This is a genomic window from Streptomyces sp. NPDC045431 (assembly GCF_040646655.1).
GTDB lineage: Bacteria > Actinomycetota > Actinomycetes > Streptomycetales > Streptomycetaceae > Streptomyces.
The window spans coordinates 148,545-172,577 of the sequence record NZ_JBEZAQ010000003.1; the positions used below are offsets into that span (position 1 = coordinate 148,545).

Sequence of the window (24,033 nt, forward strand, 5' to 3'; positions counted from 1 at the left end):
GCCGGTCAGCGGGTTCGGGGCGTGTGGCGGTGCGCGAGCGCCTCGTACGACGCGGCGAGGGCGGGAGCGGCCGTCTCGTACGTACGCTGCGTGACGCCCGTGAAGAGGCAGTCCACGACGAGCAGTTGGCTCGTGCGCGACGACATGGCGGCGGGGCGCAGCTCGCTCTCGCGGGCCGTCGAGGTGGTGAGTATGTGGTCGGCGTACTGCGAGACCGGGCCGTCGGGGCGGCCGGTGATGGCGACGGTCGTGGCGCCCCGGTCGAAGGCGACGCGGAGCGGTTCTATGACGTCGCCGGTGGAACCCGAGTGCGTGATGGCGATGGCGACGTCACCGGAACGGAGCTGGACGGCGTTGGTGACGGCGAGGTGCGGGTCGCTGTGCGCGTGCGCGACGAGCCCGATGCGCAACAGCTTCTGGGCGAGGTCCTGGGCGACGAGCCCGGAGGCGCCGACGCCGTAGATGTCGGTGCGGCGGGCGGCGGCCAGCGCGGTGACGGCGGCGCCGAGCTGGACGGTGTCGAGGTTCGCGGCGGTGTCGGCGAGGGTCTGCTGCTCGTCGTACGCGAGCTTCGCGACGACGTCGGCGAGGGGGTCGTCGACGGCGATGTCGGCGGTGACGGAGGGGCCCCGGCCGGACTGCTGCTGGGCGGCGAGCCCGGCGAGCGCGAGGCGCAGGTCGCGGTAGCCGGGGTAGCCGAGGAGGCGGGCGGTGCGCACGACGGTGGCCTCGCTGGTGCCGGTGAGCTCGGCGAGTCCGGTGACGGTGAGGGCGGCGCACCCGGCGGGGTCGGAGGCGACGGCTTCGGCGACGCGCTGCATGGAGCGGGTCATGGAGGGGGCGAGGGTGCGAACCTTGGCGGCGAGGGCGGCGGGGGCGGGGGCGACCGCTGCGGGGGCCGGGATGGCCGGGGCGGCCGGGCTCGCTGTGGGTGCCGTGGGGGCGGCGGGAGCGGAGGCGGGAGCTGCGGGGAGGGCGGCGGTGAAACTTTCCTTCACGTGGTGGGTCACGCCATGAAAGGTATTTTCAGCCCATCGGGTCGTCAACCCTGCCCGGTGGCCCGGGGGGCTTCAGGGGCGACAATGGCTCCATGAACGCGCTAGACCCCCTTGAGCAGGCCCTGCACGCCGCCCGCGCGCGGGTCCTCGCCGACCTCGTCGCGCGCGAGGTCGCCCAGGCCGAGGTCGTCTCGCTCGTCGAGGACGCGGTGACGCACCGCCGCTGGTGGGTCGAGCAGTGGCCCGAGGGCGTCGGCTATCTCGCCGGGCTCGTCGCCCAGGACGTACAGGACGCGCTGCTGGAGCGGTACGGCCGCTGGCCGCTGTGCCCGGTGTGCGACGCGGGCGACCCGCACGCGCTGGACGTCGAGCCGGAGCTGGGCCCCGACCCGCACTGGGTCTGCGCCCAGGCGGGTGTCGTGGTGGCCCCCGTGGGCGGCCTCACGTGACGGTGTACATCGACCCGCCGACCTGGCCGGGCCATGGCCGCATGTGGTCCCACATGATCAGCGACGTCTCCTTCGACGAGCTGCACGCCTTCGCCGAGAAGATCGGCGCTCCGCGCCGCGCGTTCGACCGCGACCACTACGACGTGCCGTCGGTGCGGTACGCGGACGCCGTGGCGGCCGGCGCGGTCGAGGTCAGCTCCCGGGAGGTCGTACGCCTCCTCAGGACGTCGGGCCTGCGCCGCCCGAAGCGCCGCTCGGGGACGGACTGACGGCGGGGGCCGCTGAAGGCCCCTTCCCGCCCGTGACCAGGCGGGACGGCGACGTACGGCCGTGCAGGCGCAGGGCCACGGCGACCGTGACCAGGGCCAGGAGGGTCATCGCCGCGCCCGCCCAGGCCGGGGAGGCGAAGCCGAGGCCCGCGTCGATGACCGTGCCGCCGAGCCAGGGGCCGCCGGTGTTGCCGAGGTTGAAGGCCGCCGTCGTCGTGGCGCCCGCCAGGGTGGGGGCCGCGCCCGCGACGTTGAACATGCGGGCGTTCAGCGCCGGGGCCGTGTAGAACGCCGAGACGCCCAGCAGGAACGAGAGCACGATCACGGCGACCGGGCCGGAGGCGAGGAGCGCGAGCGCGACCAGGAAGAGCGTCGACGCCGCGATGCCGCTGAGCAGCACGCCGAAGAGGTGGGCGTCGGCGACGCGGCCGCCGACCATCGTGCCGACCAGCGCGCCGATGCCGAAGAGCGCCAGCACCGTCGGGACCCAGCCGGCGTCGAGCCCGGCGACGTCCGTCAGCAGCGGGGCGAGGTATGAGAAGGCGCAGAAGACACCGCCCGCGGCGAGCGCGGTGATCACGACGGCCAGCCAGACGTGGCGGTCGCGGTAGATGGCCAGCTCGCGCCGCAGCCGGGGCCGCGCGTCGGGCAGGGGGATGCGCGGGATGAGCGTCACCACGCCCACCAGCGCTATCGCGGACGCCAGCGCGACCGCCCAGAACGCCGACCGCCAGCCCAGGTGCTCGCCGAGGAACGCGCCCGCCGGGACGCCCAGGACGTTCGCGATCGACAGCCCGCCGATCATCACCGCCATCGCCCGGGCGCGCGCCCCGAACGGCACCATGGCGATCGCGACCGCCGCGCCGACCGCCCAGAATCCGGCGCACGCGAGCGCACTGATCACGCGGGACGCGAACAGCACGCCGTACGAGGGCGCCAGCGCGCCCGCGACCTGGCCGAGGCCGAACACCGTGATCAGCGTGACCAGCGTCGTCTTGCGCGGCAGCCGCAGCGTCGCCACCGCCAGCAGCGGCGCGCCGATCACCATGCCGATCGCGAACGCCGAGATCAGCAGACCGGCACGCGGAATGGAGACGTCCATGTCGGCGGCGATCGGCGGCAGCAACCCCGAGAGCATGAACTCGCTCGTACCGAGCGCGAAGACGGACAGGCCGAGGATGTAGACGGCCAGGGGCATGCGGGCGCGGGCGGTGCTGTCGGTGCCGGCGGTGCTGTCGGTGGTGTCGCTGTGGTCGGTATGAGGCGGCATGACAGGGTCCAACGCCCCTGACGCGGCTTACATTCCTGTCTCCAGGAGGGACAGCTCCGTCGTCAGGTTCTGGCGCGCCCGCTCCTCCCACTCCCGGCGGCCGTGCGGCGTGCGGAAGAGGTGCGGCAGCCCGAGCAGCTGGCGCAGCACCGCCGCGCGGCCCTCGCGGAAGGCGTCGTCGGGGACGAAGCCGTACTCCTCCCGTACCGCCGCCGCGTACGCCGCGTACCGCTCCGGGGCGGCGGCCAGGACCGCGAGGTCCGCGTCGCAGAGGACCTCGCCGTTGCGGTCGGCCTCGGCGGGGTCGTGGGTGATCGTCAGGCGGACGAGCCGCGCGACCTCCCGCGTACGGGCCTCGTCGATGCCGAGCTCCGGCAGCGCGCGCTCGGCGAGGCGGGCGCTGCGCTCCTCGTTGGTGGAGCGCTCGGGGAGGTAGACGGCGTCGTGGAACCAGGCGGCGAGGCGGACGAGGTCGGCGTCGTCGGCGTACCCGGCCAGCTCGTCGATCCGGTCGAGGACCGCGATCAGGTGGTCGGTGGTGTGGTAGCGGCGCTGCGGCTCGGCCCAGCGGGCGAGGAGGTCGTCCGCGTAGCGGTGGGGAGACGGCATGCAGTCGTCGGTGCCGCGGGCGACGAGTACGGCCGACGCCCAGCGTTCGCGCAGGTCGTCGTGGGCGGGGTGGCGGGGTGCGGAGGGTGCGGCCATGAGGTCATTGTGCCGGTGGCGTGCCGTCGCGTGGTTGCCGTGGGGCGCGGTGGGCGGTTTGCTGGGGCCATGACCGACGTACGTGATCCAGAGCTGCCCGGGCTGTTGCTGCGTACCGAGCGCGACGCCCTGATCCCCTTTCTCCACAAGCTTCCTGACGAGGCGTTCGCCGTCCGCACCTGCTGTCCCGGCTGGACGGTGCGGCATGTGCTCGCGCACTGTGCGGCGGCGCTGACGCGCGTCGTGGAGAACCGGTTCGAGGAGGGCGTCTTCAGCCCCGAGGCCAACGAACGGGACATCGAGGAGCGCGCCGGGCTGTCGAACGCGGAGGTCGTCGACGAGCTGGAGCGCGGCATGACCGAGGCCGGGCCGGTCATCGCGAAGGCGGCCGACGGGCGGCTCGACGGGATCGCCTTCGGGGAGTGGGTGCACGCCGGTGACGTGCGCGAGGCACTCGGGGAGCCGGGGGCGTACGCGGGCGCGGGTCTCGCCCCGGCGCTGGATCTGCTCGCCGCGGTGACCCGCGCCCGTGCCACGCCGCCGCTCCACGCGGACCTCGACGACGTGGACGAGCCGGTGCTGCTGGGCGCGGCGACGGGTGAGCACCCGCCGGCGCGGTACCTGGGGCCCGCCTCCACGCTGATCCGGCTGTACGCGGCCCGGCCCCTGACGGGCACCCGCTACGACCTGGCGGGCGTGCGGGAGGCGGAGCTGGTGCTGTTCGGGTAGGCCCTGAAAACTCAGGGGCCCCAGGGGCTCAGCGGACGCGTACGAAGACGTCCGTGGAGGCGTTGGTGTCGCCCGGTACGAGGTCGGTCGAGTCCGAGACGAGCGTGACGTACCGCCCGTCGGCGCTCAGCGAGCCGCCGAGTGAGCCCTTCGCGGCCAAGTTCCGTCTCATCGCGATGCACTCCCGGAGTGGGTGGGGACCGGGTCCGTCCCCCTGCTGAGCATTGAAGGTCAACTCCCGTTCCGACGGGCCTCGGACCTGGCCAAGTAGCGGCAGGTCCGAGGCCCGTGGCCCCGCTCCGGGGTGGTTACGACGCGGCCTTGAAACCGCGCAGCCGCAGGCTGTTGCCGACGACGAAGACCGAGGAGAAGGCCATGGCCGCGCCGGCGATCATCGGGTTGAGCAGGCCGGCGGCGGCCAGGGGCAGGGCGGCGACGTTGTAGGCGAAGGCCCAGAAGAGGTTGGAGCGGATCGTGCCGAGGGTCTTGCGGGAGAGGCGGATCGCGTCCGCCGCCGCGCGCAGGTCGCCGCGTACGAGGGTGAGGTCGCCCGCCTCGATGGCGGCGTCCGTGCCCGTGCCCATGGCGAGCCCCAGGTCGGCCTGGGCGAGGGCGGCCGCGTCGTTGACGCCGTCGCCGACCATGGCCACCGAACGGCCCTCGGCCTGGAGGCGCTTGACCACCTCCACCTTGTCCTCCGGCATGACCTCGGCGATCACCTCGTCGATGCCGACCTCGGCGGCGACCGCCTCCGCGACCGCGCGGTTGTCGCCGGTGAGCAGGATCGGGGTCAGACCCAGCGCGCGCAGCCGTCGGATCGCCTCCGGGCTGGTCTCCTTCACGGCGTCCGCGACCTCCAGGACCGCGCGCGCCTCGCCGTCCCACGCCACGGCGATGGCCGTGCGGCCGGCCGCCTCCGCCGCCTCCTTCGCCCGCTTGAGCCCGGCCGGGAGGGCGATGGACCAGTCGGCGAGCAGCTGCTCGCGGCCGACCAGGACCGCGTGGCCCTCGACGATGCCCTGGACGCCGAGACCGGGGACGTTCGCGAAGTCCTCGGGCGTCGGGAGTGCACCCGCCCTGGCGGTGGCGCCGGCGGCGACGGCCTGGGCGACGGGGTGCTCGGAGGCGTGCTCCAGCGCGCCCGCCAGCCGCAGCACCTCGTGCTCCTCGGTGCCCTCGGCGGTGTGGGCGGCCAGCAGCGTCATCTTCCCGGTGGTCACCGTGCCGGTCTTGTCCAGGACGATGGTGTCCACCGTGCGGGTCGTCTCCAGGACCTCCGGGCCCTTGATGAGGATGCCGAGCTGGGCGCCCCGGCCCGTACCGACCATCAGGGCCGTCGGGGTCGCGAGGCCCAGGGCGCAGGGGCAGGCGATGATCAGTACGGCCACGGCGGCGGTGAAGGCGGCCGTGAGGCCGGCGCCGTTGCCGAGCCAGAAGCCGAGCGTGGCGAGCGCGAGACCGATGACGACGGGGACGAAGACCGCCGAGATGCGGTCGGCGAGGCGCTGCGCGGCCGCCTTGCCGTTCTGCGCGTCCTCCACGAGCCGGGCCATCCGCGCCAGTTGGGTGTCGGCGCCGACGCGGGTGGCCTCGACGACGAGCCGGCCGCCGGCGTTGATCGTCGCGCCCGTCACGGCGTCACCGACGCCGACCTCGACGGGGACGGACTCGCCGGTGAGCATCGACGCGTCGACGGCGGAGGAACCCTCCACGACCGTGCCGTCCGTGGCGATCTTCTCGCCGGGCCGGACCAGGAAGCGGTCCCCGGCCTGGAGGTCGGCCGTCGCGATGAGGACCTCCCGGCCGTCCCGCAGGACCGTGACCTCCTTCGCGCCCAGCTCCAGCAGGGCCTTGAGCGCCGCGCCCGCCTTCCGCTTCGAGCGGGCCTCGAAGTAGCGCCCGGCGAGGATGAAGGCGGTGACGCCGGCGGCGGCCTCCAGGTAGATGTTCCCGGCGCCGTCGCTGCGGGCGATGGTGAACTCGAAGGCGTGGGTCATGCCGGGCGTCCCGGCCGTACCGAAGAACAGCGCCCACAGCGACCACAGGAACGCCGCCGACGTACCGACCGAGATGAGCGTGTCCATCGTCGCGGCGCCGTGCCGCGCGTTCTTCCAGGCGGCGCGGTGGAAGGGCCAGGCGGCGTACGTGACGACGGGCGCGGCGAGGGTGAGCGAGAGCCACTGCCAGTACGGGATCTGGAGGGCCGGGACCATCGCCATCGCGATGACCGGGAGGGAGAGGGTGACGGCCGTGAGCAGGCGCTGCCGCAGCGGGCGCAGTTCGTCGTCCTCCTCCTGCTCCCGGGACGGCGGGCCCCCGGCGGTGGCGGGCGCCGTCGGGGGCGGCGCGGGCTCGTGCGCGGTGTAGCCGGTGGCCTCGACGGTGGCGATGAGGTCCTGTACGGAGACGTCGTCGCCGCGGTAGGTGACCTTGGCCTTCTCGGTGGCGTAGTTGACGGTCGCCTCGACGCCGTCCATGCGGTTCAGCTTCTTCTCGATGCGGGCGGCGCAGGAGGCGCAGGTCATGCCGCCGATGGCGAGCTCGATGTGGGCCGTCGTGGTGGTGGGGGTGCTCATCCCGCTGCCGCTCCTTGTCGTGGGCTTCCGCTATACCCCTGGGGGGTACTGGCTGTGCGACTCCATGTATACCCAGGGTGGGTATCGGTGCGCAAGTGCTCACCCGCCTTGACTTCATACCCCCAGGGGGTATCTAGTGGTGGGTGTCAGGCAGATCTCGGACCCGTATCAAGGAGTCGGTCATGAACACCGGAGTGAAGATCACCGCTTTCGCGGCAGCGCTCGCCGCGACGTTCGGTACGGCGTACGGGGTCGGCAAGGGTGTCGACCCGGTGGTCGCGCCCGCCGCCGCGCCCGCCGCCCACGGGGGGCACGCGGAGGCCCCGGCCGGTGGAGCGGCGTCCGCGCCTGCGGGGCTCCAGGTCTCCGAGGCCGGGTACACCCTCGCCCTGGAGCCGGCGGCGCTCACGGCGGACGCGCCTGCCGAGCTGCGCTTCGCGATCACGGACGCCCGCGGCCGCAAGGTCACCGCGTACGAGCGAGAACACGGCAAGGAGCTCCACCTCATCGTCGCCTCGCGGGACCTCACCGTGTACCGGCACCTCCACCCGGTGCGCGGCGCCGACGGCACCTGGTCCGTGCCGGTGCGGCTGCCGAAGGCCGGCGACTACCGCGCCTTCGCCGACTTCACGCCCGCCGGGGGAGAGGGCCTGACCCTCGGGGCCGACCTCGCCGTCGCGGGGGCGTACCGCCCGGCGGCACTCCCCGCCGCGAGCCGCGTCGCCGAGGTCGACGGCTACCGCGTCGAACTGCGGGGGACCCCCGTACCGGGCCGGCCCGCCGAACTGACGCTGCGCGTCAGCCGCGGTGGCGTACCCGTGTCGGACCTCCAGCCCTACCTGGGCGCGTACGGCCACCTCGTCGCGCTGCGCGCCGGTGACCTCGCGTACCTCCACGTCCACCCGCACGAGGGGCCGGCCGGTCCGGAGGTGTCGTTCACGGCGACGGCGCCGAGCTCGGGGTCGTACCGGCTCTTCCTCGACTTCCGGCACGAGGGGAAAGTGCGTACGGCTGCTTTCACGGTGCACGCGCATTAGGCTGACCAATGGACTAGACCTGTCTATCGAGGAATGGAGTCCCAGTGAGCGTGAGCGATCGTGCACTTCTGGAGGTGATCGCGCTCGACGCGGAGGACGCGATCGCCGCCCGGGCGGGCGGCGCGGACCGCCTCGAACTGGTCACGGACATGGCCGCGGACGGGCTCACGCCGTCCCGCGAGACCTACGGCCGGATCCGCGCCGCCGTCGACATCCCGCTGCGCGTGATGCTGCGCCTCGCGGACGGCTTCGCGGCGGGCGACGTCGACGCGCTGGTGCGGGTGGCGCGCGAGATGCGCGCGGAGGGCGCGGACGAGTTCGTCCTGGGCTTCCTGGACGCCGCCGGGCACGTGGACCTCGTCGCCGTGGAGCGGCTGGTCGCGGAGCTGGAGGGGTGCCGGTGGACCTTCCACCGGGCGCTCGACCGGGCAGCCGACCGAGACGCCGCGCGCAAGCAGCTCGCGGACCTGCCGGGCCTCGACACGTACCTGACCGCCGGCTCGGCGGCGGGCGTCGACGAGGGCCTGCCGACCCTGCTGGCCGAGGCGGCGGCGGCCCGGCGCGGCGAGCCCGGCTACGCGCCGAGGCTCCTGGTGGGCGGCGGGCTGCAGCTGGAGCACGTCCCGGCGCTGCTGGCGGGCGGGGTGACGGGCTTCCACATCGGCGGGGCGGCGCGACCGGCGGGGTGGTCGGCGCCGGTGTCGCAGGCGGCGGTACGGGAGTGGCGGGCGGCGCTGGACGCGGGGGCGTAGGCAGCGGTTTCGCGCCGCGAAGGGCTGTGCCGGGGCGCTCCCGGGTGGGCGAGGGAGGCTCGGGTGGGGCGAGGAAACGGCCTTGGGGCGCCCACCGGGGGACGCACGCGCCGGCGGCGGAAACGACCACCCGCGTGAGGGGGTCGGGGGTGGAGCGTGGGGGGTGGTCGGACGTAAGACGACTGAACTCGCGCGAAGCGCGGTGAACGAGAGTCCGGCCACCCCCCACCGGAACCCCCGGCACCCGCCCGGTACGCACCCGGCGGCAACCAAGGCCCCCGCTCAGCCCGCCAGCTGCGCCGGCAGGTCCGCCGCGTGGACCGCCGTCAGGCCCGAGACCGCGCGGGTCAGGGAGACGTACAGGCGGCGCAGGCCCGTGCGTTCGTCGGGTTCGGCGTCGACGATGGCCGAGGGCTCGTCGAGGACGACGTAGTCGTACTCGAGGCCCTTCGCCAGCGAGGCCGGGACCAGGGTGAGGCGGGACTCGGGCGTGGTCTCCTCGCCGGGGGCCAGGTAGGAGAGGCCCGCCTCGGTCAGCGCGCGGGCCAGTGGTTCGAGGCGGGCGTCCGCCGCGATGAGGCCGATCGAGCCCTCGTGCTCCAGGGCGGAGAGGCACGCCGACACGACCGCGGGCGTCGCGTCCGGCGCGTGCCGGACGACCTCCAGGGAGCCCGGTGCCTCGCGGACCGACCGGACCTCCGCGAGGTCCGGCGCGATGTGCGGCAGGAGCCGGGACGCGTACGCGATCACCTCGCGGGGCACGCGGAAGCCGGCCGTCAGCTCCTCCACGGCCGCATCCGTCTTGCCGAGGTGCCGCAGGGCGTCGGCCCAACTCGCCGTGGCCCACGGGGTGGTGCCCTGCGCGAGGTCGCCGAGAACCGTCGCGGAGCCGGTCGTGCAGCGGCGCCCGACCGCGCGGTACTGCATGGGCGACAGGTCCTGGGCCTCGTCGAGCACCACATGGCCCAGGGAGTGCGTGCGCTCCACGAGGTCGGCGGCCTCGTCGACGAGGACCGCGTCCGCCGCCGACCACGTCGCGGACTTCACCGAGCGCGGCGGCTTCGGCCACAGGACGGCCTTCTGCTCCTCGGCGGACAGCAGGCCGTCCGCGTGCGCGGCGAGGAACTCCGCGTCGGACAGCAGCCGGTACACCAGTTTCGCCGGCTCGACCGGCGGCCACACCTCCTTGACCACGGCCTTGACGGCGGCGTTGCGCGCCACCGCGTTCTGCACGCGGTCGTCCGGGGCCTCGCCCGCCTGTTCCATGCGGACCAGCACCGCGTGGGCGATCCGCTGCGGGAGGGCCTCGCGGGCGGCGCCGTAACGGATGCCGCGGTCCAGCAACTCGCGCACCATCTCCTCGAGTTCGTACGCGGGGACGCGCCAGCGCCGGGAGCCGCGCACGACCATCAGCGGCTCGGTCGGCAGCGTGACGTGCGCGTACAGCGCGCGCCGCAGCACCTCCGCCATCCGGGCGTCGCCCTTCACCACGGCGGCCGCCGCGTCGTCGACGCCCCGCACCTCGACGCGCGTGGCGACCAGGTCGTCGACCGTGGTCTGCTGCACCTCCAGCTCGCCGAGCGCGGGCAGCACCTGCTCGATGTAGTGGAGGAAGGAACGGTTCGGCCCGATGACCAGGGTGCCCGTGCGGGCGAGCCGCTCCCGGTGCGCGTACAGCAGGTAGGCCACCCGGTGCAGGCCGACGGCCGTCTTGCCCGTGCCGGGACCGCCCTGCACGCAGACCGTGCCGCCGAGCCCGGACCGTACGATCTCGTCCTGCTCCGGCTGGATCGTCGCGACGATGTCCCGCATCGGCCCGACGCGCGGGCGCTCGATCTCCGCCTGCAGCAGCTTCGAGGTGCGCTCGGCCTCGTCGGGGTCGGAGAGGCGCTCGTCCTCGTACGCGGTGAGTTCGCCGCCCGTGTAACCGAAGCGGCGCCGCAGCCCCACGTCCTGCGGGTCCTTCTTGGACGCGCGGTAGAACGGCTGCGACACCGGCGCACGCCAGTCGACGACCATCGGGTCGCCGTCCCCGTCGTGGACGTGCCGCCGCCCGATGTAGAAGCGCTGCCCCTCCTGGGTCGTGGCAAGGTAGTCCAGCCGCCCGAAGAACAGCGGGGTGTGCGAGAGGTCCGCCAGCGCCGTGATGCGCTGTTCGATCTGCGCCTCCAGGACGGCGGCGTTGACCCAGTTCGCGGTCACGTCGGTGATGTCGAGCGCCTCGACGTCCTCGCGCATCGCGCGCAGGGCGGCGCGGGAGGCGGCGAGGTGGGCCCGTTCGCGGGCGAGCGGGTCGGGATCAGGGGAGCCGGGCAGGTCGGCGGGCACGGCGGAGCCTCCGTCGGTCGTACGGGTGGTGGTACGGCGGGGCCGTCCGGTTGCCGACCGGACGGCGGCGCTCCACGAACGGGAGGCGGGCAAGGCGGAGGAGTCTAGCCACCGGCCGGGCGGCCCTCCACCGAATTACGGGACCGGGCGGACGGGCCGGGCGCCGAGTCGCCCCTAAGACCCGTAGGGGACGCCGTATGCCTGGAGTCGTACGCGGGCGGCGGCCGGGTTCGCTCTGCGGACCGATGTGCCGCGCCCGTACGGGAAGGATCCTGGACACATGACCACAGTCACGCACATCCCCGGTGCCCACGGCCGGCCCGCCCCCTCCGGCCGCCTCGGCAACGCCCTGCGCGCGGTCAGGGTCTTCACGACGGCGGCGCTGGAGGTCGTCCTCCTCGGCGAGTACACCGAGGAGGCGGAGGCGAAAGCGGCGGCGGGCGTCAGGCGCCGCTGAGGTCGGGGTCCGCGTCGCGGTCCCGCAGCAGCTCGTCGGAGTCGACGATCCGGTACGCGTACCCCTGCTCCGCGAGGAACCGCTGCCGGTGCGCCGCGAAGTCCTGGTCGATGGTGTCCCGGGCGACCACCGAGTAGAAGGTGGCCTTGTGCCCGTCGGCCTTCGGCCGCAGGACCCGGCCCAGGCGCTGGGCCTCCTCCTGGCGGGAGCCGAAGGTGCCGGACACCTGGATGGCGACCGTCGCCTCGGGCAGGTCGATGGAGAAGTTGGCGACCTTCGACACCACCAGCACGCTCAGCTCGCCGTTCCGGAACGCGTCGAAGAGCTTCTCGCGCTGCGCGTTCGACGTCTCGCCCTTGATGACCGGCGCGTCCAGGTGTTCGCCCAGCTCGTCGAGCTGGTCGATGTACTGGCCGATCACCAGCGTCTGCTGGCCCCGGTGCTTCTCGACCAGCGCCTCCGTCACCTTCCGCTTCGTCGCGGTGGTCGCGCAGAAGCGGTACTTCTCCTCCGTCTCGGCGGTCGCGTACGCCAGCCGCTCGGAGTCGGTGAGGTTGACGCGCACCTCGACGCAGTCGGCGGGCGCGATGTAGCCCTGCGCCTCGATCTCCTTCCACGGCGCGTCGAACCGCTTGGGCCCGATCAGCGAGAACACGTCCGACTCGCGCCCGTCCTCGCGGACGAGCGTCGCCGTCAGACCGAGGCGGCGGCGCGCCTGGAGGTCGGCGGTGAACTTGAACACGGGCGCCGGCAGCAGGTGCACCTCGTCGTAGAGGATCAGGCCCCAGTCGCGGGAGTCGAAGAGCTCCAGGTGGGGGTAGACGCCCTTCCGCTTCGTCGTCAGCACCTGGTAGGTGGCGATGGTGACGGGCCGGATCTCCTTGCGGGTGCCGCTGTACTCGCCGATCTCGTCCTCGGTGAGGGAGGTCCGCTTCACCAGCTCGTGCTTCCACTGGCGGGCCGAGACCGTGTTGGTGACGAGGATCAGGGTCGTCGCCTTGGCCTGCGCCATGGCCCCGGCCCCGACGAGCGTCTTGCCCGCGCCGCAGGGCAGCACGACGACGCCCGAGCCGCCGTGCCAGAAGCCCTCGACGGCCTGCTTCTGGTACGGGCGCAGGGCCCAGCCGTTCTCGTCCAGGTCGATGCGGTGCGCCTCGCCGTCCACGTAACCGGCGTGGTCCTCGGCGGGCCAGCCCAGCTTGAGCAGCGTCTGCTTGATCTGCCCGCGCTCGGAGGGGTGCACGGCGACGGTGTCGGGGTCGATGCGCTCCCCGACCAGCGGCTGGACCTTCTTGGACCGGAGGATCTCCTCCAGGACCGGCCGGTCGGTGGTGGTCAGCACGAGCCCGTGCGTGGGGTGCTTGGCCAGCGTCAGCCGCCCGTAGCGGGCCATCGTCTCGGCGACGTCCACGAGCAGCGCGTGCGGCACGGGGTAGCGCGAGTACTCGACGAGCGCGTCCACGACCTGCTCGGCGTCGTGCCCGGCGGCCCGGGCGTTCCACAGGCCGAGCGGCGTCAGGCGGTAGGTGTGGATGTGCTCGGGGGCCCGCTCCAGCTCCGCGAACGGCGCGATGGCGCGTCGGCACGCGTCGGCCTGCTCGTGGTCGACTTCGAGCAGGAGTGTCTTGTCGCTCTGGACGATCAGTGGTCCGTTCACGCCTCACCCTTTCCTGGCGTTCCTGGCGTTCCTGGCGGTTTTGGCCGCCGTCTGGGGACCGGCCAAACATCCAGTGTTACGCATCGGCGGAGGAAGCGGGGTGAGTAGTCGCGCGGCCACGGATGAGTACGGGCGCGGGTGGGGCCGCCGGGGTGGGGGCGGTGGGATGGGGGCATGCGACGAAGCCGCCCCGCCACGAACCCCTTCCCGCCCCACCTGCTGCCCTCTGCCCCCGCGCCCGCGGCGGCGCGGGCTCCGTACGACCGGCACTGGTGGGTGCCGCCGCTGGTCGCGACGGTTCTCGCCGTGGTGTTGGCGGTCGTGTGCTCGGCCCCGCTGCGGGAGGGCGGGGAGTGGAACCCCTTCGCCCTCGGCTACCTGGTGCCGCTGGGGATGGTGGCGGCGAGCTGGTTCGTCGACCGTACGACGGCCGGGCGGGGCGCGCGGATCGGGCTGGGGGCGGCCGGGTGCCTCCTCAGCGCGGCGTACATGGCGCTCCTCACGCCCCTGGCGCTGATCGTCTTCTTCGTCATGCTCCTGACCGGCAACGTGACGGCCTGACCGCCGCGGTCAGAGCATGATGCTCTGGATCAAGGGCCCCTCGATCTGCAGGTCGCTCAGCGGGCCGCTGATGGGCGGGAGCACCGTCCCGGCGACGGCGAGGAAGACGGTCACGGCGGTCAGGGCGAGGGTGAGGCGACGGAACACGGCGGGTCCTTTCACGGGGACAGCGGCCGGGCCCGCACCGGTCGGACGTCGGTGGGGACCGGTCGCAGAGGGCTGGGCTGAGGAGCGGGACCGCCCCGTGGCTGCCCGTGCCACGCCGAGAGGATGCGGAAAGTCCCCCGGGGGTGCGGATTCGCTCACCCCGGAGTGGTAATCCGACCGGCCCGGTGCATGATCGGCGCCGGACCGTTCAAACGGTCAGAGCTGGTCCTCCGCCACCTCCGCCACACCCGTGATGCGGTGCAGCGGATACGTGCGGACTTCGTCCGCCGTGTGGTCGTACGCCGTGACGAAGCCGCCCTCGACCCGTACGGGCGCGATGACGCGCTGGCTGGCGGCGCCGTCGGCGTTGACGTAACCGATCCAGACGGCGGAGCCGGTCATGGCGGCGGCCTGGACGGTGGCGAGGGTCTCGGCGGCGGAGGTGCGGGGCAGTCCGCCGCCGTGCCCCTCCCGGCCCAGGGCCCCGTCCTCGCCCTCGACCTGGTCCGTGGTGTCCTTGCGCACCACCGACGAGGCCTGGTCACCGGCGCGGATGGCCCGCACGGCCGCGCCGAGCAGCGTGGCGTCCGGCACCGGCGGGCCGTCCGGGACCGGCGCGGGCGGCGTCCGGGGCGGGGTGCGGCGGGCGTGGGCGCGGGTGACCAGCACGTCCCCCTCCGCCGACTCGGCGGCCGGCGCGAAGCCCATGGACCGCAGGCCCTCCAGCAGCGCCGCCGGGTCGGCCTGCGCGGCCAGCACCGTGGGCGCGAGGCGCCGCAGCCGCAGGGACGCCGACCGCTTGTCGGCGAGGATCTCGCCGAGGACGGCGTCGTCGTCGCAGCGTACGTAGGCGGAGGCGGCGCCGACGCGCAGGTGGCCGTGGCGGCGGGCGACGTCGTCGATGAGGTACGCGAGCGGCTGCGGGACCGGCGTGCGGGAGTGTGCGGCGAGGAAGGCGTGCAGGTCGGCCGCCGCCTGCCCGGAGTCGAGCGCGCGGCGCACGGAGGCGGGCGTGAAGCGGTACACGGTGGCACCGCCCTTGGACTCGACGTCCGCGATCACGGCGAGCATGTCGGCGAGGGGTCGCTGGAGGGGGCCGGGGGCGACGGCGGTGAGGTCCGCCTGGAGCAGTACGTGGTCCACGGGCTCGGGCAGCAGCGGCGCGAGCAGCGCGGCGGCCCGCACGGCCCCGGCGGCGGCCTCCGCGACGGAGACCCCGTTCTCGGTGGCGACGCCGTGCCCGGCGTGCTGCGAGGCCCCGGCGTGCTGCGAGGCCCCGGCGCCTGCGGCGCCCGGCGCTCCCGTGCCCGGTACCTCCGCAGCCGGCGCGCCCGCTCCCGTGCCCGGCGCTCCCGCTCCTCCGGCGGGCTGCCCGGCATCCGACGCCTCACCCGGAGCCGGAGGCACGGCCTCCGGCAGCAGCGCCCGGCCGTGCGTGGACAGCGCTCCCCGGCCCGTCACGCCCAGCAGCTCCGCCTCCGACAGGGTCCACCGCGCCAGCCGGGCGCGCAGGTCCGTCCCCGACGCGGCCGCGCCGCGCAGCGGGCGTTCCCAGCGCAACCGGGCCAGCAGGGTGTCCGGGTCCGGGGACGCCCCGGCCGGGAGTTCCGCCAGCAGGGCCAGGACCCGGCGGCGTACCTCCGGGGCCGCGCCCCGGTCCAGGTCGGGGCCGAGCGCCGAGAGCGTACGGCCCTTCGCGTCCTGGCCGCCGACCAGGCCCGGCGTCCGCGTCGCGGGCAGCCACGCCGCCAGCAGCCGCCCCCACCGCTCGGGGGCCGGCAGGTCCAGCCACTCGTCGAACGCGGGCGTCGGCGCGTACCGCTCGTCGGCCTCGCCGTCCGAGGCGATGAGCCCGGCCGCGTACGCGAGCTCCACCCAGAAGGCGGCCATCGGCTCCGACACGTCCAGCGCGACGGCCGTCCTCTTCAGGTCCCGTACCGAGAGGCCGCCCGCGCGCAGCACGGCCGGACCGCCCTCGTTCCACTCCTTCAGCAGCTCCTCGACGGTCGCCAGCGCCGTGTACGCCTGACCGGCCGCCGTACTGTCCACAACCTGTGGACGGTTTTCCCTCGCCGCCGCGACCGCCGGCGGCACCGGCTCCGGCGTACGGTGCGCCCGCCCCCCGCGCAGGTGCAGCGCCGCCTCGCGCGGCAGCACCACCGTGCGCGCGGTCGCCGGAAGCAGCAGCCCCCGCTCCCGCAGCCACCGCACCGGCGGCGCGGGGTTCGGCGTGATCTCGCCGTACGGCGGCCCCCACACCAGGCGGTCCAGCACCGCCAGCGCCTCCATCGGGGCCGTGTCCAGCAGGGCACCCATCCGCTCCCGGTCGGTGAACAACGCCGTCAACGCCGCCACCGCCGACACCGGATCGTGTGTCGTCGGCAGGCCGGCCGCCGCGAGGATCTCCTGGAGCCGGCCCGGGGACATCCCCGCCGTCGCCTCCGCGACCGTCGGGCCGAGCCCGGTGGGCGACGCGTGCTGCGACGACGGCGCGAGCAACTCCCGGGCCGTACGCACCAGTCGCAGCCGCTCGTCGTCGCCCCACACCAGGGCCTGGTCGCGCAGCAGCCCGACCGCGCCCGGCAGCGCCGCCTCGACGGCCGGGTCGCCCTCGTCGCCCGCCATGAGGGCGAGCAGCACGGAGTACGGCGCCGGGTCCGGCGCCACCGCCAGCGCCTCCGCCGTCTGCAGCGCGAACCGGTCCAGCCGTTCCAGCGCGCGGACGACCGAGGCGCGCGTACCGGCGCGCGTGGCGAGCTGGGTCAGGTCGTTCGGTACGGGCACGAGCAGATCCGGCCGGGCGCGCAGCAGCACGGCCAGTCCCTCGTCACCGCGTGCGCGGAGCGCCTCCGCGAGGGTGCGCGGAGCCGCCGTGACGCCCTTGCCTTCGTTGCCATCGGTCCCCATCCGGACCACGTTAGCCCCTGCGCGCACGCTAACGTCGGGACGTGGGGATCGAGAGCGACCAACTGGTCTTCGACTACCTGAGCCGGGTCGGTGACCTGGCCCAGCGGCAACAGCTGCCCTCCCAGGCGCGGATGAGGCTCGTGGCGTCGCTGCGCGGCGAGATCGAGCAGCGGCGGGCGAAGAGCGACAGCCCGGAGGCGGTGCGGCGGATCCTGACGCGCCTCGGCACGCCGGACGAAGTGGTGGCGGCGGCGTCCTCGGGGCAGCTGTCCGTGCCGCCGCAGCGCACGGCGAAGACGCCGGACCCGGCCGGCAGTCCGCACCTGGCGGGCACGGACGAGGTGGGGTCGGGCGACGTCCAGCCGGACTGGTGGCGCGTGGAGGACGTACCGGCGGGCTTCCACGGCGGCGTCGAGATCCCGGAGATGCTGAAGCCCCCGGCGCCCGAGGACCCCGAGGACCCTGACGCCCCGGAGGGCACGGAGGACCCGGAAGCGCCGGAAGCCTCCGACGCCGCGGCGAAGGCCCGCCGCCTCCCGCGCCTCCGCCTGCGCCGCCGTACGCCGCCGGAAGCGGCACCCGCAGCAGCCGCGCCCGCAGCCGCGGCCGTGCCGGTGAAGGCCCCGGCGCGGATCCGCAACCCGTTCCTGCTGCTCGCCGCCGCGCTGCTCCTCGTCGGCGCGGTCCTCGGCTCCTGGTACCCGCTCGCCGGCGGCTGGCTCCTCGCGTACGGCTCACGGCGCCTGAGCCGTACGGAGGCGAAGTGGGCGGTCATGTGGCTGCCGGGGCTGGTGGCGGCGGGCGCGGCGGTGTGGCTGTGGGGGCGGACGGAGGGACGCTGGGGCGAGCCGCTCGCTGCGGGCGCGATGGGGGAGGCGGTGTCGGAGACGTGGCCCTGGGTGGTGCGGGGCGCGGCACTCGCGTCGGCGCTGTTCCTGGCCTGGCGCTCGCGCCGCGCCTGAACCCCGCCCCGTAAAGCGTCGGGTGGCCGGAAGCCGCCGCCCGGCACAATGGCCCCCATGCCCGCAGACCCGAACGCCCCGCTCGCCGCCCCGCTCACCGTCGGCTTCGACCTCGACATGACGCTGATCGACTCCCGCCCCGGCATCCACGCCGCCTACCGGGCGCTCTCCGCCGAGACCGGCGTCTGGATAGACGCCGACCTGGCCGTCACCCGTCTCGGGCCGCCGCTCGAGCTGGAGCTGGCGCACTGGTTCCCGGCGGACCGGGTCCAGGAGATGGCGGACCGCTACCGCGCGCTCTACCCCGCGTACGCGATCGAGCCGACGCTCGCGATGCCGGGCGCGAGGGATGCGATTCAAGCCGTTCGCGCGGCGGGCGGGCGGGCCATCGTGGTGACCGCCAAGCACCAGCCGAACGCCGAACTCCACCTCACCCACCTCGGCATCGAAGCCGACGCGGTCATCGGCTGGCTGTGGGCGGAGGCCAAGGCCGAGGCGCTGCGCGAGCACGGCGCGAGCGTGTACGTCGGGGACCACACCGGCGACGTACGCGGCGCCCGCACGGCGGGGGCGCTCGCCGTCTCCGTACCCACCGGCCCCTGCGGGGCCGAGGAGCTGCGGGCGGCCGGCGCGGACGTCGTCCTGGACGACCTGACGGCCTTTCCTGCCTGGTGGGAGGCCTACAGGGCGGGCTTGGCGGTCGGCTCGGCGGCCGACTTCGCCTGACGGCGCTGCGCCGCGATCGAGCGCAGCACCCCCGCCGCGGCGATGACGAAACCGACGCCCATCAGCATGCACACGGCGTACGCCACCGGGGGGAAGGGGTCCGTGCCCAGGAAGAGGGGCGCGACCGTGACCAGGGTGGCGATGGCGCCGACGATGAAGACGATCCCGCCGGCGCGGACGAGGCCGTCACCGGGGGCGGCGCTGCTCGCAGGGGTTTCACTACGCATTCGGCCAGGGTAGTTCCCCGGCCGGAGGAACAAACCAGAGACGTCTTGTCACCAGGCCACGGACCATTAGCCTTGATGTTCGGCGGGTCCTGGCGACCCGCTGTAGTGCTATCCAGAGCCATTTCATGGCGCCAGATCGAGTACGAGGACGAGGACAGACGTGCCTACCGGCAAGGTCAAGTGGTTCAACAGCGAGAAGGGCTTCGGCTTTCTCTCCCGCGACGACGGCGGCGACGTCTTCGTGCACTCGTCGGTGCTCCCTGCCGGGGTGGACGCCCTCAAGCCCGGCCAGCGTGTGGAATTCGGCGTCGTGGCGGGCCAGCGTGGCGACCAGGCGCTTTCCGTGATCGTCCTGGACCCGACGCCGTCGGTGGCGGCCGCGCAGCGGCGCAAGCCGGACGAGCTGGCGTCGATCGTCCAGGACCTGACGACGCTCCTGGAGAACATCACCCCGATGCTGGAGCGGGGCCGCTACCCCGACAAGGCCCACGGCAAGAAGATCGCGGGCCTGCTGCGGGCGGTCGCCGACCAGCTGGACGTGTAGAGCTCAGACGAACGACAGCGCGTCCGGGCCGAGGGGCGGGACCAGCCCCTCGGCCGCCGCGCGGGTCAGCAGGCCCCGCACCGCCGCGTAGCCGTCCTCGCCGAGGCCGGCCGTGAACTCGTTGACGTACAGGCCGATGTGCTGATCGGCTACCGCCGGGTCCATCTCCTGGGCGTGTGCGCGTACGTACGCGCGCGACGCCTCCGGGTCGTCCCAGGCCATCCGGACCGACGTCCGCGCCGACTCGGCGAGCAGCCGCAGCGTGTCCGCGCCCAGGGAGCGCTTGGCGATGATCGCGCCGAGCGGGATGGGCAGGCCCGTCGTGGACTCCCAGTGCTCGCCCATGTCGGCGAGGCGGTGGAGCCCGTAGTCCTGGTAGGTGAAGCGGGCCTCGTGGATGACGAGCCCCGCGTCGACCTTGCCGTCCCGTACGGCCGGCATGATCTCGTGGAACGGCATCACCACGACCTCGCCGACGCCCGCGGGGACGACGTCCGCCGCCCAGAGGCGGAACAGCAGGTACGCCGTCGAGCGCTCGCTCGGCACCGCGACCGTCTTGCCGGTCAAGTCCGCCTCCGGCTCGCGCGTGAGGACCAGGGGCCCGCAGCCCCGGCCCAGCGCGCCGCCGCACGGCAGCAGGGCGTACTCGTCCAGCACCCACGGCAGCACGGCGTACGACACCTTGAGGACGTCCAGCTCGCCGCGCTCCGCCATGCCGTTGGTGACGTCGATGTCCGCGAAGGTGACGTCCAGCGGCGGCGCGCCGGGGACGAGGCCGTGGGCCCAGGCGTGGAAGACGAAGGTGTCGTTCGGGCAGGGCGAGTACGCGATCCTCACAGGTCCTCCAGGAAGACGGTGGTGGCGATCAGTTCGAAGGCGTACCGCAGGGAGTCCATCGCCCGGCCGATCTGCCAGGCGGCGCGGTCGCGCGGGCCGACGGTGTTGGAGACGGCGCGGAGCTCGACGACCGGGACGCCGTGCGCGGCGGCGGCCTCGGCGACGCCGAAGCCCTCCATCGCCTCCGCGGCGGCCCTCGGGTGGCGGGCGACCAGCTCGGCGGTGCGGTCGGCGGTGCCGGTCACCGTCGACACGGTGAGGACGGGCGCGACGACGTGCCGCTGCCCGCCCGCCTGCAGGGCGGCGGCGATGCGGCCGGTCACCTCGGCGGGCGGCCGGTGTACGGAGCGCCCGAAGCCGAGCTCCTCGACGGTGAGGTAGCCCCCGGGCGTGTCGGCCCCGAGGTCGGCGGCGACGATCGCGTCGGACACGACGACGGCGCCGAGCGGCGCGTGCGGCGGGAAGCCGCCGCCGATCCCGGCGGAGACGACGAGGTCGTACGCGTACGGGGCGGAGGCCAGCGCGCTGGTGGCGCCCACGGCGGCGGCCGCGGGTCCGACCCCGGCGGCCACGACGTCCACGAGGACGTCGGGCACCGTCGTACCCGCGGCTCCCGGCGCCGGGACGCCGTACAGGCCGCCCCACCGCGTGTGGGACACCGTGTGGCCGGAGCGCAGGCGGCGCGGCGGGCCCGGCGGGGCGAAGCCCGCCAGGCCGCGCGTGACGGCCTCGGCCTCCGCCGGGACCGCCGTCACGACGAGGAAGCGCAGCGTCAGGACGTGGCCTTCTTCAGCTCGAAGTGCCAGATGCCCGTCAGCTTCTTGCCGGTCGTCTCGACGATGCTGATCTGGGCGGTGTTCGTCGTCTCGCCGGCCTGTCCCGACAGGAAGGCGTTCGCCGGAATCGTCCGGTACGTCTTCTTGAAGGGCTCCTGCTCGGCCTGCTGGCCGCCGATGAAGAGCGTCCAGCCGTTCTCGGCGATCTCCGGGTCCACGCCGAAGCGGATCCGGTCGTCCAGAGCGACCTCGATGGTCTTGCCGGACTTCTTGTCCAGGCACTTCTGGATCTCCGACTCCTTGATCGGCTTCCCGTCGTTGTAGCAGGTCGCCTCGGCGTGTACGGAGTCGGACCCGACCGTCACGGTCGCGAGCGGGGTCGGCTTTTCGCCGCAGGCGGAGAGGACGAGGAGTCCCGCGGAGACGGCACCGAGAGCGACGCCGGCCCGGCGGGCCCTACCGGAAATGAACGCAACGGTCATGGCTCGAAGGCTATACGCCACCCCGCATCACGCCACGCGGGGGTGCGGCGTGCCGCCGTGCCGGGCCGCCGACAGCAGGCCCCGGACCGTGATCAGCGCGCCCGCCGCGAGGATCGCCGCGGCGACCGACATGCCCAGGGAGCCGTTGAGCGGCAGGGCGATGCCGATGGCGCCGCCGACCACCCACGCCATCTGGAGCAGCGTCTCGGAGCGGGCGAACGCCGACGTACGCACCACCTCGGGCACGTCACGCTGGATCATCGCGTCGAGCGACAGCTTCGACAGGGCCTGCGACAGGCCGGCGACCGCCCCGAGGACCGCCACCGCGACACCGCCGAAGAACACGGCGGCGACGACCGCCGCGGTGAGCGCCAGCGTCAGCATGGTGGCGACGATCACCTCGGGCGCGCGGGCCCGCAGCCAGGCGCCGATCGCGGTGCCGCAGGCGTTGCCGACGCCCGCCGCGACGCCGACGATGCCGAGCGAGACGGCCGCGCTCTGCCCGGACAGCGGGTGCTCGCGCAGCAGGAACGCGAGGAAGAAGATCAGGAAGCCGGAGAGCGCGCGGTGCGCGGCGTTCGCCTGGAGGCCGTGCAGGACGGACGGCCCGACCGTGCGCAGGCTGGGCTTGCGCTCGCCGTGGGTCAGGATGTGCGCCTTGCGCTCGCCGCGCGCCGAGTCCACCTTGTGCGGCATCGACAGCGCCAGGAACGTTCCTCCGACGAAGAGCACGCACGCCCCGTACAGCGGCCACTGCGGACCGATGAACTGGAGCCCGGCGCCGACGGGCGCGGCGACACCCGTCGCCAGCAGGCCCGCCAGCGTCACCCGCGAGTTCGCCTTCACCAGCGAGAAGCGCGGTGGGAGCAGGCGCGGCACGACGGCGCTGCGGACGACTCCGTACGCCTTCGACGCGACGAGCACGCCGAGGGCGGCCGGGTAGAGCTCCAGCCCGCCGGTGGCGACGGCGCCGGACATGGTGAGCGCGAGCACGGCGCGGGTGAGCATCGCGCCCGCCATCGCCGCGCGGCGGCCGTGCGGGACGCGGTCGAGGAGCGGGCCGATGACGGGGGCGAGGAGCGTGAACGGCGCCATGGTGATGGCGAGGTACAGCGCGACGCGGCCGCGCGCCTCGTCGGTCGGCACGGAGAAGAAGACGGTGGAGGCGAGCGCGACGGTGATCATGACGTCACCGGCGCCGTTGAGGGCGTGCAGCTCGATCAGTTTGCCGAGGCCCGATTCACCCGCGCCCTGCGCGTGCGTGGCGCGCCGGATGCCGCGCGCCGTGCCCGTGATGGGCAGGTGCAGCGCACGGCCGATCCGCCCGGCCGCCCTGCGGAGCGGCCCGGCACCGTCGGACGCGTCGGAGGACGACCTCGCGGCTGCCACCCCGTCATAGTGCCCCACGTGCCACTTCGGTGAACCGGTATGACGGCTACTTGGGGCGGGCAGGTGGGCGGCGGGCTGTGGAGGGGGTAGCGTGCGTAGCGCGCCACCGGCGGCTGTTCTCGGCCGCGCGCCTCTTCGGCATCCCGCAGAATGGATGACGATAGGTGTGCCCGGGAAACGGAAACGTCGGGCGCGGACGTCGATGCGGCCCCCCGGTCCGCTCCGCCCGCCGCCCAACATCGCGACTCGGCCGGCGCATCTGTGAGACGGCGTAGGAGAGAAGCGAGACCTGTGAGTGCTGCGACGACGCGAAGCCGTACTGCGCGTACCCCCGCCCCGGACCGGCTGTGCGCGGAGGCGGTAGACCTCGCCAGGGAGGCGGCCGAGGAGGTCGCCGCGCCGGGCGTCGTCGGAGAGCACGCCGGAGTGGTCGCCGAGGGTGACCGGGTCGTCACCCATTTCTTCGCGAGCCACGAACCCGGCTACCGCGGCTGGCGGTGGGCCGTCACCGTCGCCCGTGCCTCCCGCGCCAAGAACGTCACCCTCGACGAGGTGGTGCTGCTGCCGGGCTCGGACGCCCTCCTCGCCCCCGAGTGGGTGCCGTGGAGCGAGCGCCTGCGGCCCGGGGACCTCGGGCCCGGCGACCTGCTGCCCACGGAGCAGGACGACCTGCGCCTGGAGCCGGGCTACACCGGCGAGGACGAGCCGCCGCCGAACTCCCCGGTCTCCGAGGAGGTCGCGGAGCTGGTCGCCGCCGAGGACGCCGAGTTCGTCGCCCGCACGCCCTCGCGGGGTGCCATCGCGGCCGTGGCCGAGGAGCTCGGCATGCGCCGCGCCCGGGTCCTGTCGCGGTACGGGCTCCACGTCGCGGCCGACCGCTGGGAGGAGTCCTTCGGCGCGAAGACCCCGATGGCCCAGGCGGCTCCGGCCTCCTGCGCGAGCTGCGGCTTCCTGGTGCCGCTGGGCGGTTCGCTGCGGCTGGCGTTCGGTGTCTGCGCCAACGAGTTCTCCCCGGCCGACGGGCGCGTGGTGTCCCTCGGGTACGGCTGCGGCGGGCACTCCGAGGCCGCGGTCATGCCGAAGCCGCCGCGCCCCGCGCCGCCGGTCCTCGACTCGATGGGCGCCGACGCGTTCCCGCTGCGCCCGGCCCGTGACGAGGGCTCCGTCCCGGCGACCTCGCCGGACGCCGCCTCGGAGGACCTGGGCCACAGCTAGCCCGACAAGATCCCGGTCGCTCTCACGCGGTAC

The 24,033-nt window shown here is 74.4% G+C and carries 25 protein-coding genes; 11 read left to right on the top strand and 14 right to left on the bottom strand.

Features of this window, described 5'->3' with window-relative positions; translation table 11 throughout:
* Window positions 1-5: 5 nt before the first annotated feature.
* Window positions 6-905, bottom strand: coding sequence for a MurR/RpiR family transcriptional regulator (locus tag AB0A69_RS09200; RefSeq protein ID WP_361418411.1), 900 nt, complete (start codon window positions 903-905; stop codon window positions 6-8).
* Between the two features lie 185 nt (window positions 906-1,090).
* Here AB0A69_RS09200 and AB0A69_RS09205 point away from each other — a divergent pair, with 185 nt between their 5' ends.
* Window positions 1,091-1,447, top strand: a complete 357-nt coding sequence (locus AB0A69_RS09205; RefSeq protein ID WP_361417318.1) for a hypothetical protein — start codon at window positions 1,091-1,093, stop codon at window positions 1,445-1,447.
* Window positions 1,444-1,716: a DUF4031 domain-containing protein gene (locus tag AB0A69_RS09210; RefSeq protein WP_361417322.1), complete on the top strand. Its 273-nt coding sequence runs from the start codon at window positions 1,444-1,446 to the stop codon at window positions 1,714-1,716. Before AB0A69_RS09205 ends, AB0A69_RS09210 begins: the two co-directional genes overlap by 4 nt.
* Here AB0A69_RS09210 and AB0A69_RS09215 read toward each other — a convergent pair.
* Both AB0A69_RS09215 and AB0A69_RS09220 read right to left on the bottom strand, forming a co-directional pair.
* Window positions 1,667-2,914, bottom strand: a complete 1,248-nt coding sequence (locus tag AB0A69_RS09215) for a Cmx/CmrA family chloramphenicol efflux MFS transporter (RefSeq protein ID WP_361418414.1) — start codon at window positions 2,912-2,914, stop codon at window positions 1,667-1,669. The genes AB0A69_RS09210 and AB0A69_RS09215 overlap by 50 nt on opposite strands.
* A gap of 99 nt (window positions 2,915-3,013) precedes the next feature.
* Window positions 3,014-3,691 (bottom strand): hypothetical protein, encoded by a 678-nt coding sequence (locus tag AB0A69_RS09220; protein ID WP_361417325.1) that lies wholly within the window; start codon window positions 3,689-3,691, stop codon window positions 3,014-3,016.
* Window positions 3,692-3,760: 69 nt separating this feature from the next.
* Between AB0A69_RS09220 and AB0A69_RS09225 the strand changes: the two genes are divergently transcribed.
* Window positions 3,761-4,420 carry a maleylpyruvate isomerase family mycothiol-dependent enzyme gene (locus tag AB0A69_RS09225; RefSeq protein WP_361417328.1) on the top strand — a complete coding sequence of 220 codons (660 nt, stop codon included), beginning with the start codon at window positions 3,761-3,763 and terminating at the stop codon, window positions 4,418-4,420.
* A gap of 28 nt (window positions 4,421-4,448) precedes the next feature.
* On the opposite strand, the gene AB0A69_RS09230 is transcribed toward AB0A69_RS09225, so the two are convergent.
* Both AB0A69_RS09230 and AB0A69_RS09235 read right to left on the bottom strand, forming a co-directional pair.
* Window positions 4,449-4,592: a hypothetical protein gene (locus tag AB0A69_RS09230; protein ID WP_361417331.1), complete on the bottom strand. Its 144-nt coding sequence runs from the start codon at window positions 4,590-4,592 to the stop codon at window positions 4,449-4,451.
* Window positions 4,593-4,728: 136 nt separating this feature from the next.
* Window positions 4,729-6,996, bottom strand: coding sequence for a heavy metal translocating P-type ATPase (locus AB0A69_RS09235; RefSeq protein ID WP_361417334.1), 2,268 nt, complete (start codon window positions 6,994-6,996; stop codon window positions 4,729-4,731).
* 182 nt (window positions 6,997-7,178) lie between these two features.
* On the opposite strand from AB0A69_RS09235, the gene AB0A69_RS09240 reads away from it, so the two are divergent.
* Window positions 7,179-8,033 carry a hypothetical protein gene (locus AB0A69_RS09240; protein ID WP_361417337.1) on the top strand — a complete coding sequence of 285 codons (855 nt, stop codon included), beginning with the start codon at window positions 7,179-7,181 and terminating at the stop codon, window positions 8,031-8,033.
* Between the two features lie 50 nt (window positions 8,034-8,083).
* Window positions 8,084-8,785 (top strand): copper homeostasis protein CutC, encoded by a 702-nt coding sequence (locus AB0A69_RS09245; RefSeq protein ID WP_361417340.1) that lies wholly within the window; start codon window positions 8,084-8,086, stop codon window positions 8,783-8,785.
* 282 nt (window positions 8,786-9,067) lie between these two features.
* On the opposite strand, the gene AB0A69_RS09250 is transcribed toward AB0A69_RS09245, so the two are convergent.
* On the bottom strand, window positions 9,068-11,113 hold the full coding sequence (locus AB0A69_RS09250; RefSeq protein WP_361418417.1) for a UvrD-helicase domain-containing protein: 2,046 nt from the start codon (window positions 11,111-11,113) through the stop codon (window positions 9,068-9,070).
* A 280-nt stretch (window positions 11,114-11,393) separates the two neighbouring features.
* On the opposite strand from AB0A69_RS09250, the gene AB0A69_RS09255 reads away from it, so the two are divergent.
* Window positions 11,394-11,570, top strand: coding sequence for a hypothetical protein (locus AB0A69_RS09255; RefSeq protein WP_361417343.1), 177 nt, complete (start codon window positions 11,394-11,396; stop codon window positions 11,568-11,570).
* On the opposite strand, the gene AB0A69_RS09260 is transcribed toward AB0A69_RS09255, so the two are convergent.
* Window positions 11,557-13,227: a DNA repair helicase XPB gene (locus AB0A69_RS09260; RefSeq protein ID WP_361417346.1), complete on the bottom strand. Its 1,671-nt coding sequence runs from the start codon at window positions 13,225-13,227 to the stop codon at window positions 11,557-11,559. The genes AB0A69_RS09255 and AB0A69_RS09260 overlap by 14 nt on opposite strands.
* Before the next feature lie 174 nt (window positions 13,228-13,401).
* Between AB0A69_RS09260 and AB0A69_RS09265 the strand changes: the two genes are divergently transcribed.
* Window positions 13,402-13,788, top strand: a complete 387-nt coding sequence (locus tag AB0A69_RS09265; RefSeq protein ID WP_361417349.1) for a hypothetical protein — start codon at window positions 13,402-13,404, stop codon at window positions 13,786-13,788.
* Window positions 13,789-13,797: 9 nt separating this feature from the next.
* Here the strand turns inward: AB0A69_RS09265 and AB0A69_RS09270 are convergent, their stop codons facing one another.
* Complete coding sequence (locus tag AB0A69_RS09270) at window positions 13,798-13,935, bottom strand: hypothetical protein (RefSeq protein WP_361417352.1); 138 nt, start codon at window positions 13,933-13,935, stop codon at window positions 13,798-13,800.
* Window positions 13,936-14,151: 216 nt separating this feature from the next.
* Complete coding sequence (locus AB0A69_RS09275; RefSeq protein ID WP_361417355.1) at window positions 14,152-16,842, bottom strand: helicase C-terminal domain-containing protein; 2,691 nt, start codon at window positions 16,840-16,842, stop codon at window positions 14,152-14,154.
* Window positions 16,843-16,883: 41 nt separating this feature from the next.
* Here AB0A69_RS09275 and AB0A69_RS09280 point away from each other — a divergent pair, with 41 nt between their 5' ends.
* Both AB0A69_RS09280 and AB0A69_RS09285 read left to right on the top strand, forming a co-directional pair.
* Window positions 16,884-17,804, top strand: a complete 921-nt coding sequence (locus AB0A69_RS09280) for a hypothetical protein (protein WP_361417358.1) — start codon at window positions 16,884-16,886, stop codon at window positions 17,802-17,804.
* 48 nt (window positions 17,805-17,852) lie between these two features.
* Window positions 17,853-18,530: a haloacid dehalogenase-like hydrolase gene (locus AB0A69_RS09285; protein WP_361417361.1), complete on the top strand. Its 678-nt coding sequence runs from the start codon at window positions 17,853-17,855 to the stop codon at window positions 18,528-18,530.
* Here AB0A69_RS09285 and AB0A69_RS09290 read toward each other — a convergent pair.
* Complete coding sequence (locus AB0A69_RS09290) at window positions 18,485-18,757, bottom strand: hypothetical protein (RefSeq protein ID WP_361417364.1); 273 nt, start codon at window positions 18,755-18,757, stop codon at window positions 18,485-18,487. The genes AB0A69_RS09285 and AB0A69_RS09290 overlap by 46 nt on opposite strands.
* Before the next feature lie 160 nt (window positions 18,758-18,917).
* Here AB0A69_RS09290 and AB0A69_RS09295 point away from each other — a divergent pair, with 160 nt between their 5' ends.
* Complete coding sequence (locus AB0A69_RS09295) at window positions 18,918-19,301, top strand: cold-shock protein (RefSeq protein WP_361417367.1); 384 nt, start codon at window positions 18,918-18,920, stop codon at window positions 19,299-19,301.
* A gap of 3 nt (window positions 19,302-19,304) precedes the next feature.
* Here the strand turns inward: AB0A69_RS09295 and AB0A69_RS09300 are convergent, their stop codons facing one another.
* Genes AB0A69_RS09300 through AB0A69_RS09315 form a run of 4 tightly spaced genes read right to left on the bottom strand, consistent with a single transcriptional unit; the run spans window position 19,305 to window position 22,785 of the window.
* Window positions 19,305-20,132, bottom strand: coding sequence for a 1,4-dihydroxy-6-naphthoate synthase (locus AB0A69_RS09300; protein WP_361418420.1), 828 nt, complete (start codon window positions 20,130-20,132; stop codon window positions 19,305-19,307).
* Between the two features lie 2 nt (window positions 20,133-20,134).
* Window positions 20,135-20,893, bottom strand: a complete 759-nt coding sequence (locus AB0A69_RS09305) for a futalosine hydrolase (protein WP_361417370.1) — start codon at window positions 20,891-20,893, stop codon at window positions 20,135-20,137.
* Window positions 20,894-20,910: 17 nt separating this feature from the next.
* Window positions 20,911-21,396: a DUF2771 domain-containing protein gene (locus AB0A69_RS09310; RefSeq protein ID WP_361417372.1), complete on the bottom strand. Its 486-nt coding sequence runs from the start codon at window positions 21,394-21,396 to the stop codon at window positions 20,911-20,913.
* A 27-nt stretch (window positions 21,397-21,423) separates the two neighbouring features.
* A complete protein-coding gene (locus AB0A69_RS09315; RefSeq protein ID WP_361417375.1) occupies window positions 21,424-22,785 on the bottom strand; it encodes an MFS transporter in 1,362 nt (453 codons plus the stop codon).
* Window positions 22,786-23,076: 291 nt separating this feature from the next.
* Between AB0A69_RS09315 and AB0A69_RS09320 the strand changes: the two genes are divergently transcribed.
* Window positions 23,077-24,000, top strand: a complete 924-nt coding sequence (locus tag AB0A69_RS09320; RefSeq protein WP_361417378.1) for a DUF3027 domain-containing protein — start codon at window positions 23,077-23,079, stop codon at window positions 23,998-24,000.
* Window positions 24,001-24,033: the final 33 nt, after the last annotated feature.